Origin of the sequence: Rhizobium sp. H4 (genome assembly GCF_003013335.1) — a bacterium.
Lineage (GTDB): Bacteria > Pseudomonadota > Alphaproteobacteria > Rhizobiales > Rhizobiaceae > Rhizobium > Rhizobium sophoriradicis.
This window is the reverse complement of record NZ_PSOW01000013.1, coordinates 44,293-61,850: the sequence shown is the minus strand read 5'-3', so window position 1 is coordinate 61,850 and position 17,558 is coordinate 44,293. Positions and strand designations below refer to the sequence as shown.

Sequence of the window (17,558 nt, the reverse complement as noted above, 5' to 3'; positions counted from 1 at the left end):
TCTCCTCAGTCATGGATGTCATGGAAGTTGGCGACGAGTGCCGCGGCGAATTCCGGGCTGTTGATATGGGCGTCGACCTCGACGAGACGCCTGTTTTCCGCATCGCGCCAGCCATCGCGGATGGCCGTAAACAGCGCCGCATCGGCGTCCGGATCGTGGAAGGGCTGGCCGGCGGCGTCGATCGCCGACACGCCTTGCAGTGGCAGCAGGAAACGGACCGGCCCCTGCATGCGGTTCAGCCGTTCGACGATGAAAGCGCCGATCCGGCGATTTTCTTCCGGCGTGGTGCGCATCAGCGTCACCTGCGCATTGTGGACGTGCAACCTCCGATCTTGGAAAGGCACAGGCACGGTTTCCCGCGCGCCGAAATTCACCATATCGACGGCGCCGACCGAGCCGATATAGGGCAGGCCGGTGCGGATGATGGCGCCGAAGCGATCCATGGTCGCCGGAAAGACGCCGCCGACAAGGAGATCCGGAACCTCCGTCGTCGTCACATCAATTACGCCCTGCAGCAGGCCGGAATCGGCAAGCTTCTCCATTGACTGGCCGCCGACGCCGGTGGCGTGGAAGACGTAGATTTCGTGCGTCTTGCCGAGTGTCTCGCGCACCTGCGTGACACAGGCCGTGGTGACGCCGAACATGGTCATGCCGATACCCGGCCGATCATTGCTCGAGGCGGGGATAGGATTGCGGGCCATGCCGGCCGCCGCGTTCGCCGCATTGCCGATCACCTTGCGCGAAATGGCATTCAGGCCGGCGACATCGACGACCGAATACATCATGGTGATATCGTTCGGCCCGACATAGGGCGCGACATTGCCGGAGGCGACCGTTGAGACCATCAGTTTCGGCAGACCGATCGGAAGTGCGCGCATTGCTTCCGTGACGAGCGCGGTATTGCCGGTTCCGCCGAGGCCGAGGACGGCGCCGATATCGCCGCGTGATGTCAGGAAGGTCGTCAGCGCCTTGGCCATGGCCGAAACCGCCGTCCCTCGATCGGTCTGCCCGAGCACAGCCGCCGCACCCTCGGGATGAAATTGGGCGACCTCGCGCGCCCGGATATCGGCGCCGGCATCCTCCCCAAGCGTGCCGACATCGACCAGCACGGCATCGGCGCCGGCCGCATTAATCACCTCCTGGGCGTAGCGCAGTTCCGCTCGCTTGGTGTCGCAAGTGCCGATGACATAGACCTTTCCCATTGCTTTCCTCCCCTTTTTTGAACTTTGCCTGTGTGTTTTCGATAAAATTCCCGATTTTGTATTTTCCATATTGTATATTCTTTCGTATATTGCATACTTAATCCTCGAATGCCAGACGGAAATGGAGACCATGAACGCACCGCGCCACCTCACCCTTCGAGAGCGGATCTACGAGGAAATCGTTCGCCTGATCGTCTCCGGCGAATTGCCGAGCGGCGTGTCGATCGATGAAAAGGAACTGACGGAACGGCTGCAGGTCAGCCGCACGCCGTTCCGCGAGGCGATCGGCACGCTGGCTAAGGAGGGGCTGATCGAGATCAAGCCCTATCGCGGCTTCTTCGTGCGCAGCTTCACGCCGAAGGAGATCGACGACCTCTACAATCTGCGCAAGACGCTCGAATGTTTTGCCGTCGAGCTCGCCGTTCCGCAGATGAGCGACCGGCATATTGCCGACTTCGAACGCATCCTGGATGAGGCAGTGGCCGCGCTGCGCCGCGGCGACATGGAGACTTACGGCACGCGCGACAAGGAATTTCACGAGACGATTGCCGAGCTTTCCGGGAGCCTGCCGCTGATCGAGACGCTGGCGCGGCTCGCGCTGCAGATACAGATCTGCCGCTCGATAGCCAATGAAAGCCGCGATCTAGCCGAAAGAGCCGCCGAGGAGCGCGATCAGATCCTGCAGGCTTTCAAGGCCCGCGACATTGCCCGCGCCAAGGCGCTGATGCACGCGCATATCAGCGATGTCCAGCAGGCCGTCATGGCGCGGTTTCAGAAGGGTTAGCCGGGGAAAACGAAGGAGAGGGAGGTCTCCTTCGACAATCTAAAAACTTGGGCCGGGGAGCGGTCCGGAGGAGGGAACAATGCTGAAATTTCTTACCCGCGGCTCGGCACTGGCGGCGATGATCGCCGTAAGCTCGCCGGCGCACGCCGAAACCCTGAAAATGTGGGGTCCCGAACAGATCACCGAACCGTTGGTCGCGCAGCTCTGGAACGGCATCAAGGCCGATTTCGAAAAGGCCAATCCCGGTGTGACCGTCGAATTCATGCCGCCGACCGGCACGATCAGCAACGGCGCGGTGCAGGCCGCCATCCAGTCGGACGCCGGTCCCGACGTGATCCTTACCAATTCAGGTATCGGCCGTATCAGCGTCGTCAAAAACGCCAAGCAGGTGATCCCGCTCACTGAGCAATACGAAAAGCGCGGCTGGAAGGACAAGATCTATCCCTGGCTGTACACCGAGCTGAAGGGCCAGTTCGGCGGCGAGATCTATGAGGTTCCCGATGGGCTCGATGCGCTGGGCATCTGGTATCACAAGGACATTTTCGAGCAGGCCGGCTGGAAGATCCCGTCGACCTGGAGCGAATTCGAAACGCTGATGAAATCGATCGAGGAGGCCGGCCTGCAGCCGATCGCCATCGGCCCGCGTACAACAGGCAGCGCCGGTCATCTCTTCGGCAACCTGCTGCAGTCGGCGAGCGGCAAGGAGGTGATCGGCAAGGCCTTGCGCCGCGAGATCGCCTGGGACGACCCGTCCGTCGCCGCCGGCGCCATCCGGCTGCAGAAGCTGGTCGAGGCGGGCGACATCAAGAAGGAGATGGCCGGGCTCGATCTCGATGGTGCCTCGCGGCTCTGGTTCAACAAGCGCGCCGCCATGTTCGTTGCCGGCCCCTGGTTCACCGCCAATGCCCGCAAGGCCGGTTATGACCTGTCGAATGCCGGTTATGCGCCGATGCCCTCCGACATCAAGGGCGCGGCGATGCCGACCGGCGGCGTCGGCTGGAGCTGGCTGGTGCCCGTGAATTCGAGGCAGCCGGAACTGGCGATGAAATGGATCGACTTCATGCTGTCGGATGCGGTGATGAAGAAACGCGCGCAGGATCCGGCAAGCACGATGATCTATCCGCGGGAAATCCCCGGCGTCGAGCCGCCGACCCCGGTACTCAAGGATATCTTCGCCGCAGCCGCAGGCGGCGTCGGCTACAATCCGAGCGTCTATCTGCCCGGCACCGTGCTCGACACCTATTTCCAAGTCATCCAGGGCTTGATCTCCGGCCAGATCGGCGGCGAGGAAGGCATGAAGCAGATCCAGGCGAAGATGGCAGAGGCGAAATAGTGGCCATCCCCGAAACATCAGGCAGCAAGGTCGTGGCTCCTCTCAGCACCGGACCTGCCGCGGCGGGACATACGGGCGGCACATTCGTCCGTATGTCCAAACGCCGGGCGGCCGGGTCCGGCTCAGCCGATGGCGATGCCGGCACCGCATTCTGGCTGATGGCACCGGCGCTCGGCCTTTACGCCGTCTTCACCCTGCTGCCGATCGCCGCTACCTTCTGGCTGAGTTTCAACAGTTCGGCCGGCTTCAACACGTCCGCGAGCTTCGTCGGCTTCGGCAATTACGCGAAGGCGGCGCATGATCCGATCGTCTGGAAGAGCCTCGTCCATACGTTCGTTTGGCTCGCATACCATGTGGTGATGGCAGGCGGGCTCGGCCTGCTGCTGGCGCTCGCCGTCAGCCGGCTCAGGATCACCCAGGTCTTCTTCCGCACCGCCTTTTTCCTGCCGCATCTGGTGTCGCTGGCGGTGGTCGGCGTCATCTGGGCCAATATCTACGATCCCTTCTTCGGCCTCCTGAACACGACGCTGACGCGGATCGGGCTTGGTTCCTTCACGCAAGGCTGGCTTTCCGATCCCGCCCTGGTGCTCTTTTCCGTCAATGTCGCAAGCTCGTGGCAGGGCTTCGGCCTCTACATGCTGCTCTTTATCGCCGGCCTGCAGAATATCGACCGCTCGCTCTACGACGCGGCTGAGGTGGACGGCGCCAACGCCTTCCAGCAGCTGATCCATGTGACGCTGCCGGGGCTTCGCGAGGTGATGACCTTCGTTGTCTCGCTGGCGATGATCAACGGCCTGAAGGGCTTCGCCACGGTCTTCGTCATGACCAATGGCGGCCCCTTCTACCAAAGCGAACTGATCACCACCTATATTTACCGGCTCGCCTTCCAATCCCAGGATCACGGACTGGCAGCGGTGCTCTGCATCCTGCTCAGCCTGCTGGCCATTGTCATCACCATCGTCTTCAACCGCTGGCGCGCGAGGCTGTCCCAATGAGTGCCCGCAATCGCGAATGGCCGGTGGCGCTGGCGCTGACCCCAGCGCTGATCCTGATCCTTGCTCCCTTCATCTGGCTGGTGATCTCGAGTTTCAAGACCGAGGCCGAAATCGGCCAGGCCGATCCCTTCACCTGGCCCGCCGATCTGATGTGGCGGAACTATCTGGATGCCTGGCAGATCGGCGGATTCGGCGACCTCGTCGGCAACAGCCTCATCAATCTCATCGGCGTCGTCATCCTGTCGCTGCTGACATGCGCACCTGCCGGCTACGCACTGGCCAAGATCCGCTTTCCCGGCCGGGAATGGCTGTTCTACGCCTTCATCCTCGGCCTCACCGTACCGGTCCAGGCCATCGTTATTCCGCTCTACCAGGTGCTCTTCGGGCTCGACCTCGTCAACACGCTTGCTGGAATCGTGCTGGTGCAGGTGAGCAACGGCATTCCCTTCGGCATCTTCCTGATGCGGAGCTTCTTCATCGGCATGCCGGATGACCTGATCGAGGCCGCCAAGATCGACGGCGCCTCGCATGTCCAGATCCTCACCAAGGTTTTCCTGCCGATCTCGACGCCGGCGGTGCAGGCGCTCGTCATCATTAGCGCGCTCTCCACCTGGAACGACTTCTTCCTGCCGCTGATCGTGCTGATAAGTCCGGAGGTGCAGACGCTGCCGCTCGGGCTAGTCCGTTTCGCCAGCACCTATGCGTCCGATTACCGCCTGGTCTTCTCCGGGACGGTCATTTCATTCCTGCCGATCATTCTTCTCTACATCCTGATGCAGCGCCGCTTCACCGAGGGGCTGACGCAGGGAGCAATCAAGGGCTGACCATGTCGCATCACGTCCAGCGGGAAATCCGTTACAATTTCGAATTCGACCACCGCATCAAAGCCTGCTTTATCGGCGCCGGCGGCCATGCCTACCGCAATATCTACCCGGCGCTGCGTTATACGCCGGTCGAGCTCGCCGGCGTCTGCGATCTCGATCTTTCCCGCGCCGAAAAATTCGCCAAGCTTTTCGGTGCCGGCAAAGCCTATACCGATCACCGCCATATGCTCGAGCAGGAAAGGCCGGAGCTTGTCTTTCTCGTTACCGCCTATCATCCCGACGGCCGGGTGCAGGCAACGGATCTGGCGCTCGACGCGCTCGCCGCGGGTGCGCATGTCTGGATGGAAAAACCGACCGCCGCGACTTTGGAAGACATCGAAAGGCTGCAGGCGGCCAGTGCTGCGGCCGGCCGCATGGTGATGACCGGTCTCAAGAAAACCTTCTTCCCGACGATCGAGAAGCTCAGGGACCTGATCGGCTCGCCCGGTTTCGGCAGGCTGACCTCGATCAATGTCCGTTATCCCCAGAGCCTGCCGAAGCCGGAAGAGCGCGCCGATCTCGTCAGGATGCAGAGCTTCCTCGATCACATCTATCATCCCGGCGCGATCCTCAACTTCCTCGGCGGCGAGGTTGAACGCGCCAGCTATGAATGGGAAGCACTGACGGGGGCCACCGTCACCAGTCTGCGTTTCCGCTCCGGCGCGATCGGCATGCTGCATCTGGCCGCCGGCCAATCGGGCGGCAGTATATTCGAGCGGGTCGAGGTCATCGGCGAAGGCGCCAACGCCATTGTCGAAAACGGCAGCCGGCTGACTTACTTCCGCAAGGCGGACCTGCCGTCCTATGGCCGCGCCGCAAGCTTCATCCAGCCGGACGAGAATGCCGCCCTGTTCTACGAGCCGGAGCATTCGCTCGGCCAGCTCTACAACAACAACCTCTTCTATCTGGGCTACGTGCCGGAGATCCTGCATCTGACGGATGCGATCCTTTCCGGCACATCGATCACCCGCGGCACACTCGAAATTGCCCGCGAGATCATGAAGCTCTTCGAATTCTATCGACGCGCGGATGCCGGCGTCACCACAAATTTCTGAACAGGGGAAAGACGGCCTTGACCGAGACAGATGTCATTTTCAGGAAAGCCGGCGGCGAATTCATGCCGACGACATGGGGCGAACTCAACTGGAAGATCACCGGCGACGGCACGCCCGGCGCCGAGATGACCTTCGGTACCTGCCGCATCAATCCCGGTGAGCGCAACCAGCTGCACTCGCATCCCGACTGCGAGGAAATCCTGTATGTCGTTTCCGGCCTTTGCGAGCACAAGCTCGGCGACGCCCTTTACCAGCTCGAAGCAGGCGATGCGATCCGCATTCCCCGCAATGTCCGCCATTGGGCGCGCGCCCTCGGCACCGAACCACTCTTCGCCCTGATCATGTTCTCCTCCGGCACGAGGACGGCGGTCAATCACGAAGGCGACGGGGCGGCCTGAGCGGAACGCTGCGTCCCGGCACGGCCGATCCCGGCGAGCGGGTCAGCTACGGCCAGGCCGGATCAGTTTGTCATCGCCGACCAGGGGACACCTTGTGGGCGGCCAGCGAACGTCTGTTTTCGGCCTTAACGGGCAGGCGTCTTGCCGAAGCGGACGCCTGAACCGCCGTATTCTTGAGCTTTGCCAAGACTCTGACGATTGCGTGAAACAGGTCCGAGACCTGTGACAAACCCTCATCGCCTCTGCTATGTCAAGGAAAATGCGGGCCGTCCAACCGGGCGCCGCGCTCTATCCGACCAATGCCAGGAGTTTGAAAAGATGAGCGGTTCTTCCGATTACGTACCCCCGAAGGTGTGGACCTGGAACAAGGCGAATGGCGGCCAGTTCGCCAACATCAATCGCCCGATCGCAGGGCCGACGCATGAGAAGGCGCTCCCGATCGGCCGTCATCCACTGCAGCTTTATTCGCTCGGCACGCCGAACGGCCAGAAGGTCACGATCATGCTCGAGGAACTGCTGGCGCTTGGCCATAGCGGCGCGGAATATGACGCCTGGTTGATCCGCATCGGCGATGGCGACCAGTTCGGCAGCGGTTTCGTCAAGGTCAATCCCAACTCCAAGATCCCGGCGCTGATGGACCGCAGCGGCGAAAAGCCCATCCGCGTCTTCGAATCCGGCGCCATCCTCACTTATCTCGCCGAGAAATTCGGCGCTTTCCTGCCGACTGAGCCAAGCGAGCGCGCAGAATGCCTGTCGTGGCTGTTCTGGCAGATGGGAAGCGCGCCCTATCTCGGCGGCGGCTTCGGCCACTTCTACGCCTATGCGCCGACGAAGATCGAATATGCGATCGACCGCTTCGCCATGGAGGTGAAGCGTCAGCTCGACGTGCTCGATCGCCGCCTTGCGGAAAGCGAATATCTGGCCGGCAGCCAATATACGATCGCCGATATTGCCATCTGGCCGTGGTATGGCGGGCTGGTGAAGGGCTGGACCTACGGCGCGGCCGAATTCCTGCAGGTCGAGGACTATAAGAACGTCCAGCGCTGGGCCGATGCGATCTTCAGCCGCCCGGCCGTGCAGCGCGGACGCATGGTCAACCGGACTTCCGGCGAACCGTCGGGCCAGTTGCATGAACGCCACGACGCCAGCGACTTCGACACCAGGACGCAGGACAAGCTCGCGGCGGCCGCCGAGTAAGCACGCCCCAGCCAGGTGTCGCAGCAAAAATGAAGCTCCGCCGCCTTTACGGCGACGGAGCATTTGCATGCCGCCCGAACTCAGTTCTTGACCGTATCCTCCAGGAAGAAGCGGCCGAGCGGGTTCTGGTAGAAGTTCTCGATATTCTTGCGCGTGACGTTGATATAGGGGCTGTAATAAAGGTCGATCCAGTTGACGTCGTCCTTGGACATCTTCTGCAGATCGACATACATCGCTTCACGCTTCTTCGGGTCGAGCTCGAGACGCGCCTTGGCGACCAGTTCCTTCACCGCCCCGTTCTTATAGTTGGTCAAATAGTTGTTGTTGGAATCGTGGCCGAGGACGAAGGTGGTCTTCTGGTCCGGATCGAGAATGTCATTGGTCCAGTAGTTGACCGAAATGTCGTAATCGCCGGCAACGAGCATGTCCCATTCCTGGCTCGGATCGACCTTCTGCAGGTTGGCGGTGATGCCGGCCTTCTGCAGCTGCTGCTGAACCAGGACGGCCGTCTGCTCGTCGACTTCGTCGCCGGCGCGAACCACGTAATTCAGCGTCAGGTCGGAGGCGCCGGCGGCCGCCAGCATCTCCTTGGCCTTGGCGGGATCATAAGGCCGCTGCAGATTGTCGGCATAATAATAGAGCGCACCCTTCGGAATGTAGGAATTGGCGACGGTGCCCTGGCCGAAGGTGACGGTATCGACGATCGCCTTCTTGTCGATCGCAAGATCCAGCGCCTGGCGGATTTCCTTCTTGCCGAGCGCGCCATGCGCATGGTTGATCAGCAAATGATCCTCACGCGTCGAGGAATCGATAGCGACATTGAGGTTCGGATCCTTCTTCAGTTCCTCGACGCGGGAGAAGGGCACGAAGATAGCCGCATCCAGCTCGCCGGCCTGGACGTTCAGCATGCGGGTATTGTCGTCGGGCACCGAGATCCATTCGACGCCGTCCAGCTTGACGCGGTCGGCCTGCCAGAAGTTCGGGTTCTTCTTCAGGATGACCCGGTCGCCGCGCCGCCATTCCTCGATCACGAAGGCGCCGGATGCGATCGGCTTTTCACCGTAGGCGTCGGCCCCCAGCGATTCCATGCCCTTCTTGGAGATGACGGAGGCGTTCGGCAGCGCCAGCGTCGACAGGAACGGCGCTGACGGGTTCTTGAGCTTGATCGTCAGCGTATGCGCGTCGGTCGCCACCGCCGTATCGATCACCTTGTAGGAATCGCTCCAGAGCGAAGCGGGGTCGTCGCGAATGCGCAGCAGGCTGTAGGCTGCGTCTTCCGCCGTCAGCGGCGAACCGTCCGAGAATTTCGTGTCGCGAATCTTGAACGTGTAGGTCAGGCCATCATCCGAGGCCGTCCAGCTTTCGGCAAGACCGGGCTCCAGCTTCGTGCCTGTCTTGTCGACGCGGATCAGCACGTCGTAGACGTTTGAGAATACCCAGTTGTCGATGTTCTGGGCTGTTTTGATCGGATCGAACGTCGTCGAATCCTCGCGGCGGCCGATGGTGAGCACACCGGCGGCTTCGGCATAGCTTGTGCTGAGCGTCAGGCCGGCGAGCAAGGCTGCGAGCCCGATTGATTTCCACCTGTTTGTCATGAGTTCGTTCCCTTCGTTGTTATGGCATGCGTTTGACGGGTTGGATCGGCATCGATTGTAGATCCTCCTTGCCGCCGGCGCCCTGCAGCAGCGGCTTGTCGGGATCGATGTCGGGAATGGCGGCTATCAGCGCCGCCGTATAGGCATGATTCGGCCGCGCGAACACCTCTTCGCAGCGGCCTTCCTCGACGATCTCGCCGCGATACATGACGACCACGCGTTCGCAGAGATTGCGGACGATCGCGAGATCATGGGCAATGAAGATCAGCGTCAGGTTCATCTTCGCCGTGAGCTCGCGGAAGAGTTCGATGATCTGCGCCTGAATGGTGACGTCGAGGGCGGCGACGCATTCATCGGCGATGATCATCTTCGGGTCGACGGCGAGGGCCCGGGCGATGCCGGCGCGCTGACACTGGCCGCCGCTCATGCTGCGCGGTTTGCGGCCGGCGAATTCGCGTTCGAGGCCGACGAGATCGAGCAGCGCGTCGATCCGCGCCGGGATATCCGCCTTGGCCACTTTGCCTTGCACCTTCAGCACCTCGGCAAGCATCTGGCCAATCGTCAATCGCGGATTGAGCGCGTTATAGGGGTCCTGGAAGACCATCGCCGTCTCGCGCCTGAGTTTTGCCAGGCCCGCACCCTTCTGCAGCGCCAGATCGACGCCGTCGAAGGTGACATGGCCGGAGGAAAGCGGCGTAAGGCCAAGCACGGCGCGAGCAAGTGTGCTCTTGCCGCTGCCGGACTCACCGACGATGCCGACCGTCTCCCCGGCCATGATCCGCAGGCTGACGCCGGAAACTGCGCTGATCGACTTGGCGCCGCCCTTCAGCAGGCCGCCGCCGGCTCTGAACCGCACATGGAGATCGTCGATTTCAAGCAATGGTCCTGGCGGCCGGCCGGCGTCCGCCACCGCGGGCGACGACGCGGGAGTCTCGCCCGATATCGAAGGGTGGCTGTCGATCAGGCTAATCGTATAGGGATGCTGCGGCCGCGCCAGGATCGCCCGCTTCGGCCCCGCTTCAAGAAGCTTGCCGCCGCGCATCACGGCAATGCGGTCGCAGGTCTGGGCGACGATGCCGAGGTCATGGGTGATGAGAATGATCGACAGGCCGCGCCGGTCGCGAATGTCGATCAACAGCCGCAGGATCTGCGCCTGGATGGTCACATCGAGCGCCGTCGTCGGCTCGTCGGCGATCAGGATCTTCGGATTGCAGGAGAGAGCCACGCCGATCATCGCCCGCTGCCGCATGCCGCCGGAAAATTGGTGCGGATAGCTGTCGTACTGACGCTTCGGATCGGGGAAACCGACCTGCGCCAGGATATCAGTCGCAGCAGCGCGGGCCCCGCGGGCGCCGAGGCCCTCGTGATAGCGTATGCCCTCGGCGATCTGCTCGCCGACCCGCATCACTGGGTCGAGATGGCTGGTCGGGTTCTGGAAGATCATGCCGATCTCACCGCCGCGCACCTTCAGCATCTCGCCGTCGTCGACCCGCATGAGGTCGCGCCCTTCGAGCAGCACCGAGCCACTGTCGATCTTCAAGAGCGAAGAGGGCAGCAGCCGCACCAGCGAACGGCAGAACAGGCTCTTGCCCGAGCCGCTCTCGCCGACGAGACCGAGGACCTCGCCCTTGCCGAGGTCGAGCGAGACGGCGTCGAGCAGCGTGCGCGGGCCGGAATCGAGATGGGCGCTGACTGTGAGATCGCGCACGGACAGCAGGGAGCCGCTCATTCGTGCACCCCCAGCAACTCGCCGAGCGCATCGCCCAGCATGCTGAAACCGAAGGCGAGGCAGACGATGGAGAGGCCGGGGAACAGGGTGATCCACCAGGCGGTGGTGATGAAGCTCTGTCCTTCCGCGACCATCACCCCCCATTCGGCGATCGGCGGCTGGACGCCGAGACCTAGATAGCTGACGGCGGCGCCGCTGAGCAGCACCAGCGTCGCATCCGACATCGAAAAGACGATCGATCCCGCGATCGCATTCGGCAGCAGGTGGCGGAACATGATGCGCGGGCGGCTGAAGCCGAGGCTGACGGCGGCAACGGCATAGTCGCTGCTTTTCAGCACCAACATCTGTGCCCGGATCAGCCGCGCATAGGACACCCAGCCGACCAGCGCCATCGATATGTAGAAGCTGCCGAGGCCGGGGCCGAGGATCGCTATGATCGACAGCATCAGCACGAGAAAGGGGAAGGCGAGGATGATATCGACGAGGCGCATGAACAGCGCATCGACGATGCCGCCGAAGAAGCCGGCGACCGTGCCGACGGTCGTGCCGATCAGAAAGGGGAAGATGACGCCGATCAGGGCCATCTGCAGGTCGATGCGCGCGCCCCAGATGACGCGGGAAAGGATATCGCGGCCGAAATTGTCGGTGCCGAACGGATGTAACAAGGAAGGCGCCTGCAGCCGCACCTCGGCATTCTGCATGATCGGATCGTAGGGCGCGATGACGGGCGCGCCGACTGCCAGCAGGACGAAAAGCAGCAACAGGCCGGCACCGACGGCAAGCATCAGCCGCCTGCGGAAAAACCTGCGCCAGCCGGGCGATGCAGGGACGATCGCCTCGACGCTCATAACTTCACCCTCGGATCGACGGCGACAGTGACGATGTCGGCGATGAAATTGATGAGCACGGTGGCGCAGGCAAAGACCATGGCGACGCCCTGAACCACCATGTAGTCGCGTGAAAAGATCGCCCTGACAAGCAGTTGTCCCATGCCGGGCAGCGCAAAGACGCTCTCGACCACCACCGTGCCGCCGATCAGCCAGCCGATATTGACGGCAAGCAGGTTGATCGTCGGCACCAGCGAATTCGGCAGCACATGCCGCCAAAGGACGATGCCTTCCGGCATGCCGCGGGCGCGCGCTGCCGTCGCGACATCCGACTTCAGCGCTTCGATCATTGCCGCCCGCAGGCTTCGCGTCAAAACGGTCGAGAGCGACAGCGCCACCGTCAGGCTCGGCAGCACAAGATGGGAAAGCTTGTCGCCGATGGTCGCGCCGTAGCCGGAAACCGGCAGCACGCCGAGTTCGACGCTGAAGAGGATGATCAGCATCAGCCCCAGCCAGAAGGGCGGAAAACCGATGCCGAAGGTCGAGACGATGCGCACCGCATGATCCGGCGCACGGCCGGCATTGCGCGCAGCGATCGCCGCCATCGGCACCGCGATCAGCACCGACAGCACGACGCTGGAGGCGACGAGCGCCAGCGTCGGCTCGATGCGGGTGACGATCAGCTTCAGCACGTCGATCTTGTAGAGGATCGACTTGCCCATCTCGCCATTGGCGAGATTCTTGAGGAAATAGAGATATTGCAGCCACATCGGCTGATCGAGGCCGTACTGGGCGCGGATGCTGGCAAGGGCTGCAGGCGTCGCGCGCGTGCCGAGGATGTTGCGGGCGGGATCACCGGGGATCAGGCGGACCAGAATGAAAGTGATGACGCTGATGCCGAAAATGACGGGCAGGAACTGCAGCGGTCGCGTCAGAACGAATTTATAGCGATGCATGACGGCGATCGCCCCTTTGTCTTCGTCGGCTCCGGTTCGCTCCCTCTTGCATCAGCCTGCCTCGTGCCGGGCCAGGAAATCGAGAAGCGCCGGATAATAATCCTGCGGGTTCTCATAGAATGGCATATGGCTGGCATTGGCAAACACCTTGAGCTCGGCATTCTGCAGCGCCAGCTTCATCCTCAGCGCGCAGGCCGGTGTCAGCTCGTCATGTTCTCCCGCAGTGATCAGCACAGGCAGCGTCAGCCGCGGCAGATCGGCAATGCGGTTCCAGTCCTTGAGGTTGCCGATATAGAGAAACTCGTTCGGCCCCTGCATCGTCTCATAGGGCGCCATGTTCCAGTCGTCGAGCGAGCGGCGGACCGGCGCCGGCCATTCCGGCAGACGGCAGACATGGCGGTAGTTGAGGATGGTGACGGCGGCGAGATATTCGGGATGATTGTAGGTGCCCTGCGCCTCGTGCTTCTGCATCATCGAGACGGTTTCGGGACCGAGTGCGGCGCGCAGCCGTTCCAGTTCCGAAATTAGATGCGGGATGTCGGCGACGGTATCCTCGAGAATCAGGGTCTTGAAGTTCTGAGCGTAAGTCAGCGCATATTCGATCGCCAGCCACCCGCCCCAGGAATGGCCGAGCATGTGGACCTTGCCGAGCCCCAGCGCCTTGCGCACCGTCTCCGTCTCTTCGACATACCGGCCGATCGTCCAGAGCGAGGGTTCGTCCGGCCGATCGGAAGCGCCGGTGCCGAGCTGGTCGAAAGCGATGACACGATAACCATTGTCGACGAGACAAGAATGCGCCTCGCGCAGATAATCGCAGGGCAGACCCGGCCCGCCGTTCAGGCAGAAAATCGTCTCGCTGCCAGTCCCGAAACTGTAGGCAACGACGCGATAGCCATCGACATCGATCTCGAATCGCTCGTCCGGCTGTATTTCACGCCACATTGACTGCTCCGGCAGAAGGTTTTCACTTGCTCAATATTTGGGCGTGGTTAATTTTTTACCGGAAATCGCGTTCCGTGCCAGCTATAAGAAGTGATAGGGTAGGGCGCCACGTCGAAACCGGAGCAGCCCATGCTTGACGACATTGGAACGATCAGACGGCAGTTTACAGCGCATGAAACGCTGGACGGCCGGATCGACCAGGCCTTCGAGGCGATGAAGCAGATCGGCTTCGAGGCGCTGATCTACGACTATACGCCGGTGCCCTACGATCTCGACGGCGCGATCATGATACCGTCGCTACTGAAGCTCAGGAACATTTCGGACGACATGCACGATTACTGGTTCGATCGCGGGTATTTCCGCATCGATCCGGTGCAGCAGGTGGCGCTGCGCACCTCCGCACCCTTCTTCTGGAATTACGATCCCGATGCCGACACGCTGATCAAGGGCTTCATGAGCGAGGACACCGCGCCGGTGACGCGCTATCTGAGCGAACGCGACATGTCGACCGGCGTCACCGTCCCGGTTCACATGCCACGCGGCGACTATGCCACCGTCACCGGCATCCGGTTCGGCCGCAACAACGATTTCGAACGGCATGCGCTCCGCTATATTGCCGACTTCAACCTGCTGGCCCATGTCTTCCACGAGACCGCCTATTCGCTTTTCGACCGGAAGGCGAGGAGCGTCGGCACGGTTCGGCTGACAGAGCGGGAACGCGAATGCCTGCGCCATTCGGCAGAAGGTTATTCGGCCAAGGAAATCTCCCGCATCATCGACCGTTCGGTGCCGACCGTGGTCATGCATCTCAACGCCGCGGCAAAGAAACTCGGCGCCCGCAACCGCACGCAGGCCGTCGTACGCGCCACCCATTACCGCCTGCTCGAAGAACGGCCGACGCAGACCTGGCCACCCTATAACTTGTGATAGCTGCCGTCGCCGCTACCGTCGCGTTATGGTCTTCAACAGACCAGAGATGGAGACGCCGGTGACCGAAATCGCGACGAATGAAGCTTATCTGCCCTTTCGCGACTATCGCACCTGGTATCGCATCACCGGCTCGCTGGAGAGCGGCAAGCTGCCCCTCGTCGTCGCTCATGGCGGACCCGGCTGCACACATGATTATGTCGATTCCTTCAAGGATATCGCCGCCCTCGACGGCCGCCCGGTCATCCACTACGACCAGCTCGGCAACGGCAATTCCACCCGGCTTCCTGATAAGGGACCGGATTTCTGGACGGTCGGTCTGTTTCTTGAAGAGCTGGACGCGCTGCTTACCCATATAGGCATCCAGCATCGTTATGCCTTCCTCGGCCAGTCCTGGGGCGGCATGCTCGGCGCCGAGCATGCGGTACGCCGGCCGCCAGGCCTGCAGGCGCTTGTCATCGCCAACTCGCCGGCCAACATGCACACCTGGGTTTCGGAAGCGAACCGGCTGAGGAAGGAGCTGCCGAAAGAGGTGCAGGACACATTGCTCAAACACGAACTGGCGGGAAGCCTCACCGATCCTGACTACATCGCCGCCTCACGGGTCTTCTATGACCGCCATGTCTGCCGTGTGGTTCCGTGGCCGCCGGAAGTGGCGCGGACCTTTGCGATCATGGACGAGGACAATACCGTCTACCGCAACATGAACGGCCCGACCGAGTTTCACGTCATCGGCACGATGAAGGACTGGACGATCGAAGACCGGCTCGACCGCATCGAGGCGCCGACGCTGCTGATTTCGGGGAAATATGACGAGGCGACGCCCCTGGTGGTAAAGCCCTACCTTGGACGCGTTCCCGGCTGCGAATGGGTGCTCTTCGAAAATTCCAGCCACATGCCTCATGTCGAGGAAAAACAGCTTTGCCTGGCGACCGTTTCCGGCTTTCTGTCGCGCTACGACTGAAGCAGATGCCGGCTTGTCACGATCGGCGGACCAGCCATTTCTTCGCGACACGGCAGGCCATCGTATAGGCCGGATCGAAGACGTTGCCGACGTCGTAACGCACCACCTGTCCCAAGAGATGGCTTGCCGCCGTTCTATCGAGGCCGTAATCCGAGGCGAGCCAATTCAGCATTTCGCTTGTGGCATGCTGAAGCGCCTGATCGAGGGGCCGGGCATTGCCGATGGCGAAGATGTCTTCGGCGGTTTCTCCGCGCGGCCAGACCAGTCCGGCCTTCTTTTCCACCGTCAGCCGAACCGTGACTTCGAAAGTGGTCTCGACGCCGGTGCCGACGATCTCACCATCGCCCTGCACGGCATGGCAATCGCCGAGAAAGAACAGCGCGCCTGGAGTCGATACCGGAAAACGAACGCTCGTGCCGGGGCCGAACAGGCGATAATCCATGTTGCCCCCATATTCGCCGCTGGTCGCCGTCGAGATCGCCTGACCGAGGCTGGGCGCCACGCCGAAACAGCCGATCATCGGGGCAAGCGGCAGAACGAAGTTTTCGAGGCCGGCGACCGGCTCGGATAGCCGGACGGTCAGCGCTTCGCGGTCGATGGCCCAGATCGCCATATCCCGCGACGGCAGGTCGCGAACCGTTTCGGGATCGATGACATTGGCCGCGACGATGCTCCGGGTAAAGCCGGTGCCCCTGGTCGGAACCATGCTGATGATCTCGACCTTCAGCGCATCTCCGGGCTCGGCGCCATCCACGAAGATCGGGCCGTTCATCGGGTTCGGACCGGATGTCCGCCGGATGCCGTCCTTATCATAGCCGACGGCGTCGAGCGTCTCGGTGACGACCGTATCGCCGTCGGCGATATGCAGCGCCGGCGCAAGTGAGCCGAGAACATTGTGAAAACGCGTCGGAATGAAGCGGTGAGTGGTCATGAGAATACAGCTCTCGCTCGTTTCGAATGCCAGGGGGCCGCGGCTGGTCTGCGCGGCGGAGAGTCCAGACTAGATCAGAGATTACCTGGGAAGCCAACACGCCCGAGGCATGCGATCTGACTTGCCTTGCATCCTTCAAATACTATATGTAGGTATGTACCTACATGGAGATGCGTGATGAACGTGACAAGTCTTTCCAGCCGCGAACTCAATCACGACGTGAGCAGGGCAAAGAAGGCGGCGCAAAATGGTCCTGTCATCATTACGGATCGTGGCAAGCCATCCCACGTGTTGATGACCTATGACGAATTCGAGCGCCTCACCGGCAAGCGCCGCAGCCTGGTCGATGCTCTCTTCATGCCGGGTTTGTCAGATATCGACTTCGACCCGCCTCGTGTTGAGATCGCCCCGCGCGGGGTCGATCTCTCTTGAAATATTTGCTGGATACCAATGTTGTTTCCGAATTGCGTAAGGTCGGAGACGGCAAGGCAGATGCCAATGTGATCGCATGGGCCGGGGCGCAAGACACCGCGAGCTTATGCATCTCCGCCATCACGATCCTGGAGCTGGAACGGGGGATACTCGGCGTGCAGCGCCGCGATGCGGCGCAGGGGGCTCGCCTGCGTGCATGGCTGGAAAATCAGGTACGACCGGCGTTCGCCGGCCGTATCCTGCCGGTCGATGACGCGATCGCCACACGCTGCGCGCATCTGCATATTCCGGATCGGCGCAATGAAGTGGATGCTCTGATTGCCGCAACCGCCCTGGTTCTCGGCCTGACCGTGGTTACGCGTAATATCAGGGATTTCGAAGGCGCGGGCGTTGTCGTGCTGGATCCGTGGCAGGGCTGATGTCTTTGC

General features: G+C 61.9%; 18 protein-coding genes. 11 read left to right on the top strand and 7 right to left on the bottom strand.

Annotated features, from left to right (window positions below; translation table 11 throughout):
* Window positions 1-5: 5 nt before the first annotated feature.
* Window positions 6-1,202, bottom strand: coding sequence for a Tm-1-like ATP-binding domain-containing protein (locus C4N04_RS20420; protein WP_106796872.1), 1,197 nt, complete (start codon window positions 1,200-1,202; stop codon window positions 6-8).
* 130 nt (window positions 1,203-1,332) lie between these two features.
* Here C4N04_RS20420 and C4N04_RS20415 point away from each other — a divergent pair, with 130 nt between their 5' ends.
* The 7 genes from C4N04_RS20415 to yghU all read left to right on the top strand — a co-directional run bounded on the left by C4N04_RS20415 (window position 1,333) and on the right by yghU (window position 7,827).
* Window positions 1,333-1,986 (top strand): GntR family transcriptional regulator, encoded by a 654-nt coding sequence (locus tag C4N04_RS20415; RefSeq protein WP_040112929.1) that lies wholly within the window; start codon window positions 1,333-1,335, stop codon window positions 1,984-1,986.
* Window positions 1,987-2,065: 79 nt separating this feature from the next.
* Complete coding sequence (locus C4N04_RS20410) at window positions 2,066-3,319, top strand: extracellular solute-binding protein (protein ID WP_106796871.1); 1,254 nt, start codon at window positions 2,066-2,068, stop codon at window positions 3,317-3,319.
* Window positions 3,319-4,314, top strand: a complete 996-nt coding sequence (locus tag C4N04_RS20405) for a sugar ABC transporter permease (protein ID WP_096763214.1) — start codon at window positions 3,319-3,321, stop codon at window positions 4,312-4,314. The genes C4N04_RS20410 and C4N04_RS20405 overlap by 1 nt, the downstream gene beginning before the upstream one ends.
* Window positions 4,311-5,138, top strand: coding sequence for a carbohydrate ABC transporter permease (locus tag C4N04_RS20400; protein WP_106796870.1), 828 nt, complete (start codon window positions 4,311-4,313; stop codon window positions 5,136-5,138). Before C4N04_RS20405 ends, C4N04_RS20400 begins: the two co-directional genes overlap by 4 nt.
* Window positions 5,139-5,140: 2 nt before the next feature.
* Window positions 5,141-6,232: a Gfo/Idh/MocA family oxidoreductase gene (locus C4N04_RS20395; protein ID WP_096763212.1), complete on the top strand. Its 1,092-nt coding sequence runs from the start codon at window positions 5,141-5,143 to the stop codon at window positions 6,230-6,232.
* 17 nt (window positions 6,233-6,249) lie between these two features.
* A complete protein-coding gene (locus tag C4N04_RS20390; RefSeq protein ID WP_096763211.1) occupies window positions 6,250-6,630 on the top strand; it encodes a cupin domain-containing protein in 381 nt (126 codons plus the stop codon).
* Between the two features lie 318 nt (window positions 6,631-6,948).
* Window positions 6,949-7,827, top strand: coding sequence for a glutathione-dependent disulfide-bond oxidoreductase (gene yghU, locus C4N04_RS20385; protein ID WP_106796869.1), 879 nt, complete (start codon window positions 6,949-6,951; stop codon window positions 7,825-7,827).
* Window positions 7,828-7,907: 80 nt separating this feature from the next.
* Here yghU and C4N04_RS20380 read toward each other — a convergent pair whose 3' ends face one another.
* The 5 genes from C4N04_RS20380 to C4N04_RS20360 are packed head-to-tail and all read right to left on the bottom strand — an operon-like array spanning window position 7,908 to window position 13,876.
* Window positions 7,908-9,422: an ABC transporter substrate-binding protein gene (locus tag C4N04_RS20380; protein WP_096763209.1), complete on the bottom strand. Its 1,515-nt coding sequence runs from the start codon at window positions 9,420-9,422 to the stop codon at window positions 7,908-7,910.
* Between the two features lie 19 nt (window positions 9,423-9,441).
* On the bottom strand, window positions 9,442-11,151 hold the full coding sequence (locus C4N04_RS20375) for an ABC transporter ATP-binding protein (RefSeq protein WP_106796868.1): 1,710 nt from the start codon (window positions 11,149-11,151) through the stop codon (window positions 9,442-9,444).
* The gene (locus C4N04_RS20370; RefSeq protein ID WP_077994156.1) at window positions 11,148-11,999 is read right to left on the bottom strand and encodes an ABC transporter permease; all 852 of its coding nucleotides are present in this window, start codon (window positions 11,997-11,999) and stop codon (window positions 11,148-11,150) included. The genes C4N04_RS20375 and C4N04_RS20370 overlap by 4 nt, the downstream gene beginning before the upstream one ends.
* Window positions 11,996-12,934, bottom strand: coding sequence for an ABC transporter permease (locus C4N04_RS20365; protein ID WP_106796867.1), 939 nt, complete (start codon window positions 12,932-12,934; stop codon window positions 11,996-11,998). The genes C4N04_RS20370 and C4N04_RS20365 overlap by 4 nt, the downstream gene beginning before the upstream one ends.
* Window positions 12,935-12,985: 51 nt before the next feature.
* On the bottom strand, window positions 12,986-13,876 hold the full coding sequence (locus C4N04_RS20360; RefSeq protein WP_106796866.1) for a proline iminopeptidase-family hydrolase: 891 nt from the start codon (window positions 13,874-13,876) through the stop codon (window positions 12,986-12,988).
* Between the two features lie 129 nt (window positions 13,877-14,005).
* Between C4N04_RS20360 and C4N04_RS20355 the strand changes: the two genes are divergently transcribed.
* A complete protein-coding gene (locus C4N04_RS20355; RefSeq protein WP_037146061.1) occupies window positions 14,006-14,803 on the top strand; it encodes a LuxR family transcriptional regulator in 798 nt (265 codons plus the stop codon).
* Window positions 14,804-14,864: 61 nt separating this feature from the next.
* Window positions 14,865-15,767, top strand: coding sequence for a proline iminopeptidase-family hydrolase (locus tag C4N04_RS20350; protein WP_106796949.1), 903 nt, complete (start codon window positions 14,865-14,867; stop codon window positions 15,765-15,767).
* A gap of 16 nt (window positions 15,768-15,783) precedes the next feature.
* Here C4N04_RS20350 and C4N04_RS20345 read toward each other — a convergent pair whose 3' ends face one another.
* Window positions 15,784-16,698 (bottom strand): acetamidase/formamidase family protein, encoded by a 915-nt coding sequence (locus C4N04_RS20345; RefSeq protein WP_096763204.1) that lies wholly within the window; start codon window positions 16,696-16,698, stop codon window positions 15,784-15,786.
* A gap of 177 nt (window positions 16,699-16,875) precedes the next feature.
* On the opposite strand from C4N04_RS20345, the gene C4N04_RS20340 reads away from it, so the two are divergent.
* Window positions 16,876-17,130, top strand: coding sequence for a type II toxin-antitoxin system Phd/YefM family antitoxin (locus C4N04_RS20340; RefSeq protein WP_004677292.1), 255 nt, complete (start codon window positions 16,876-16,878; stop codon window positions 17,128-17,130).
* Window positions 17,127-17,549, top strand: coding sequence for a type II toxin-antitoxin system VapC family toxin (locus tag C4N04_RS20335; protein WP_096763203.1), 423 nt, complete (start codon window positions 17,127-17,129; stop codon window positions 17,547-17,549). The genes C4N04_RS20340 and C4N04_RS20335 overlap by 4 nt, the downstream gene beginning before the upstream one ends.
* Window positions 17,550-17,558 lie beyond the last annotated feature (9 nt).

Excerpts from the sequence above, each read along its gene's own strand:
- C4N04_RS20370 (WP_077994156.1), bottom strand. The coding sequence starts at position 11,999 with ATGAGCGTCGAGGCGATCGTCCCTGCATCGCCCGGCTGGCGCAGGTTT.
- C4N04_RS20395 (WP_096763212.1), top strand. The coding sequence starts at position 5,141 with ATGTCGCATCACGTCCAGCGGGAAATCCGTTACAATTTCGAATTCGAC.
- C4N04_RS20360 (WP_106796866.1), bottom strand. The coding sequence starts at position 13,876 with ATGTGGCGTGAAATACAGCCGGACGAGCGATTCGAGATCGATGTCGAT.
- yghU (WP_106796869.1), top strand. The coding sequence starts at position 6,949 with ATGAGCGGTTCTTCCGATTACGTACCCCCGAAGGTGTGGACCTGGAAC.
- C4N04_RS20340 (WP_004677292.1), top strand. The coding sequence starts at position 16,876 with ATGAACGTGACAAGTCTTTCCAGCCGCGAACTCAATCACGACGTGAGC.
- C4N04_RS20375 (WP_106796868.1), bottom strand. The coding sequence starts at position 11,151 with ATGAGCGGCTCCCTGCTGTCCGTGCGCGATCTCACAGTCAGCGCCCAT.
- C4N04_RS20420 (WP_106796872.1), bottom strand. The coding sequence starts at position 1,202 with ATGGGAAAGGTCTATGTCATCGGCACTTGCGACACCAAGCGAGCGGAA.
- C4N04_RS20380 (WP_096763209.1), bottom strand. The coding sequence starts at position 9,422 with ATGACAAACAGGTGGAAATCAATCGGGCTCGCAGCCTTGCTCGCCGGC.
- C4N04_RS20410 (WP_106796871.1), top strand. The coding sequence starts at position 2,066 with ATGCTGAAATTTCTTACCCGCGGCTCGGCACTGGCGGCGATGATCGCC.
- C4N04_RS20345 (WP_096763204.1), bottom strand. The coding sequence starts at position 16,698 with ATGACCACTCACCGCTTCATTCCGACGCGTTTTCACAATGTTCTCGGC.
- C4N04_RS20355 (WP_037146061.1), top strand. The coding sequence starts at position 14,006 with ATGCTTGACGACATTGGAACGATCAGACGGCAGTTTACAGCGCATGAA.
- C4N04_RS20415 (WP_040112929.1), top strand. The coding sequence starts at position 1,333 with ATGAACGCACCGCGCCACCTCACCCTTCGAGAGCGGATCTACGAGGAA.
- C4N04_RS20400 (WP_106796870.1), top strand. The coding sequence starts at position 4,311 with ATGAGTGCCCGCAATCGCGAATGGCCGGTGGCGCTGGCGCTGACCCCA.
- C4N04_RS20365 (WP_106796867.1), bottom strand. The coding sequence starts at position 12,934 with ATGCATCGCTATAAATTCGTTCTGACGCGACCGCTGCAGTTCCTGCCC.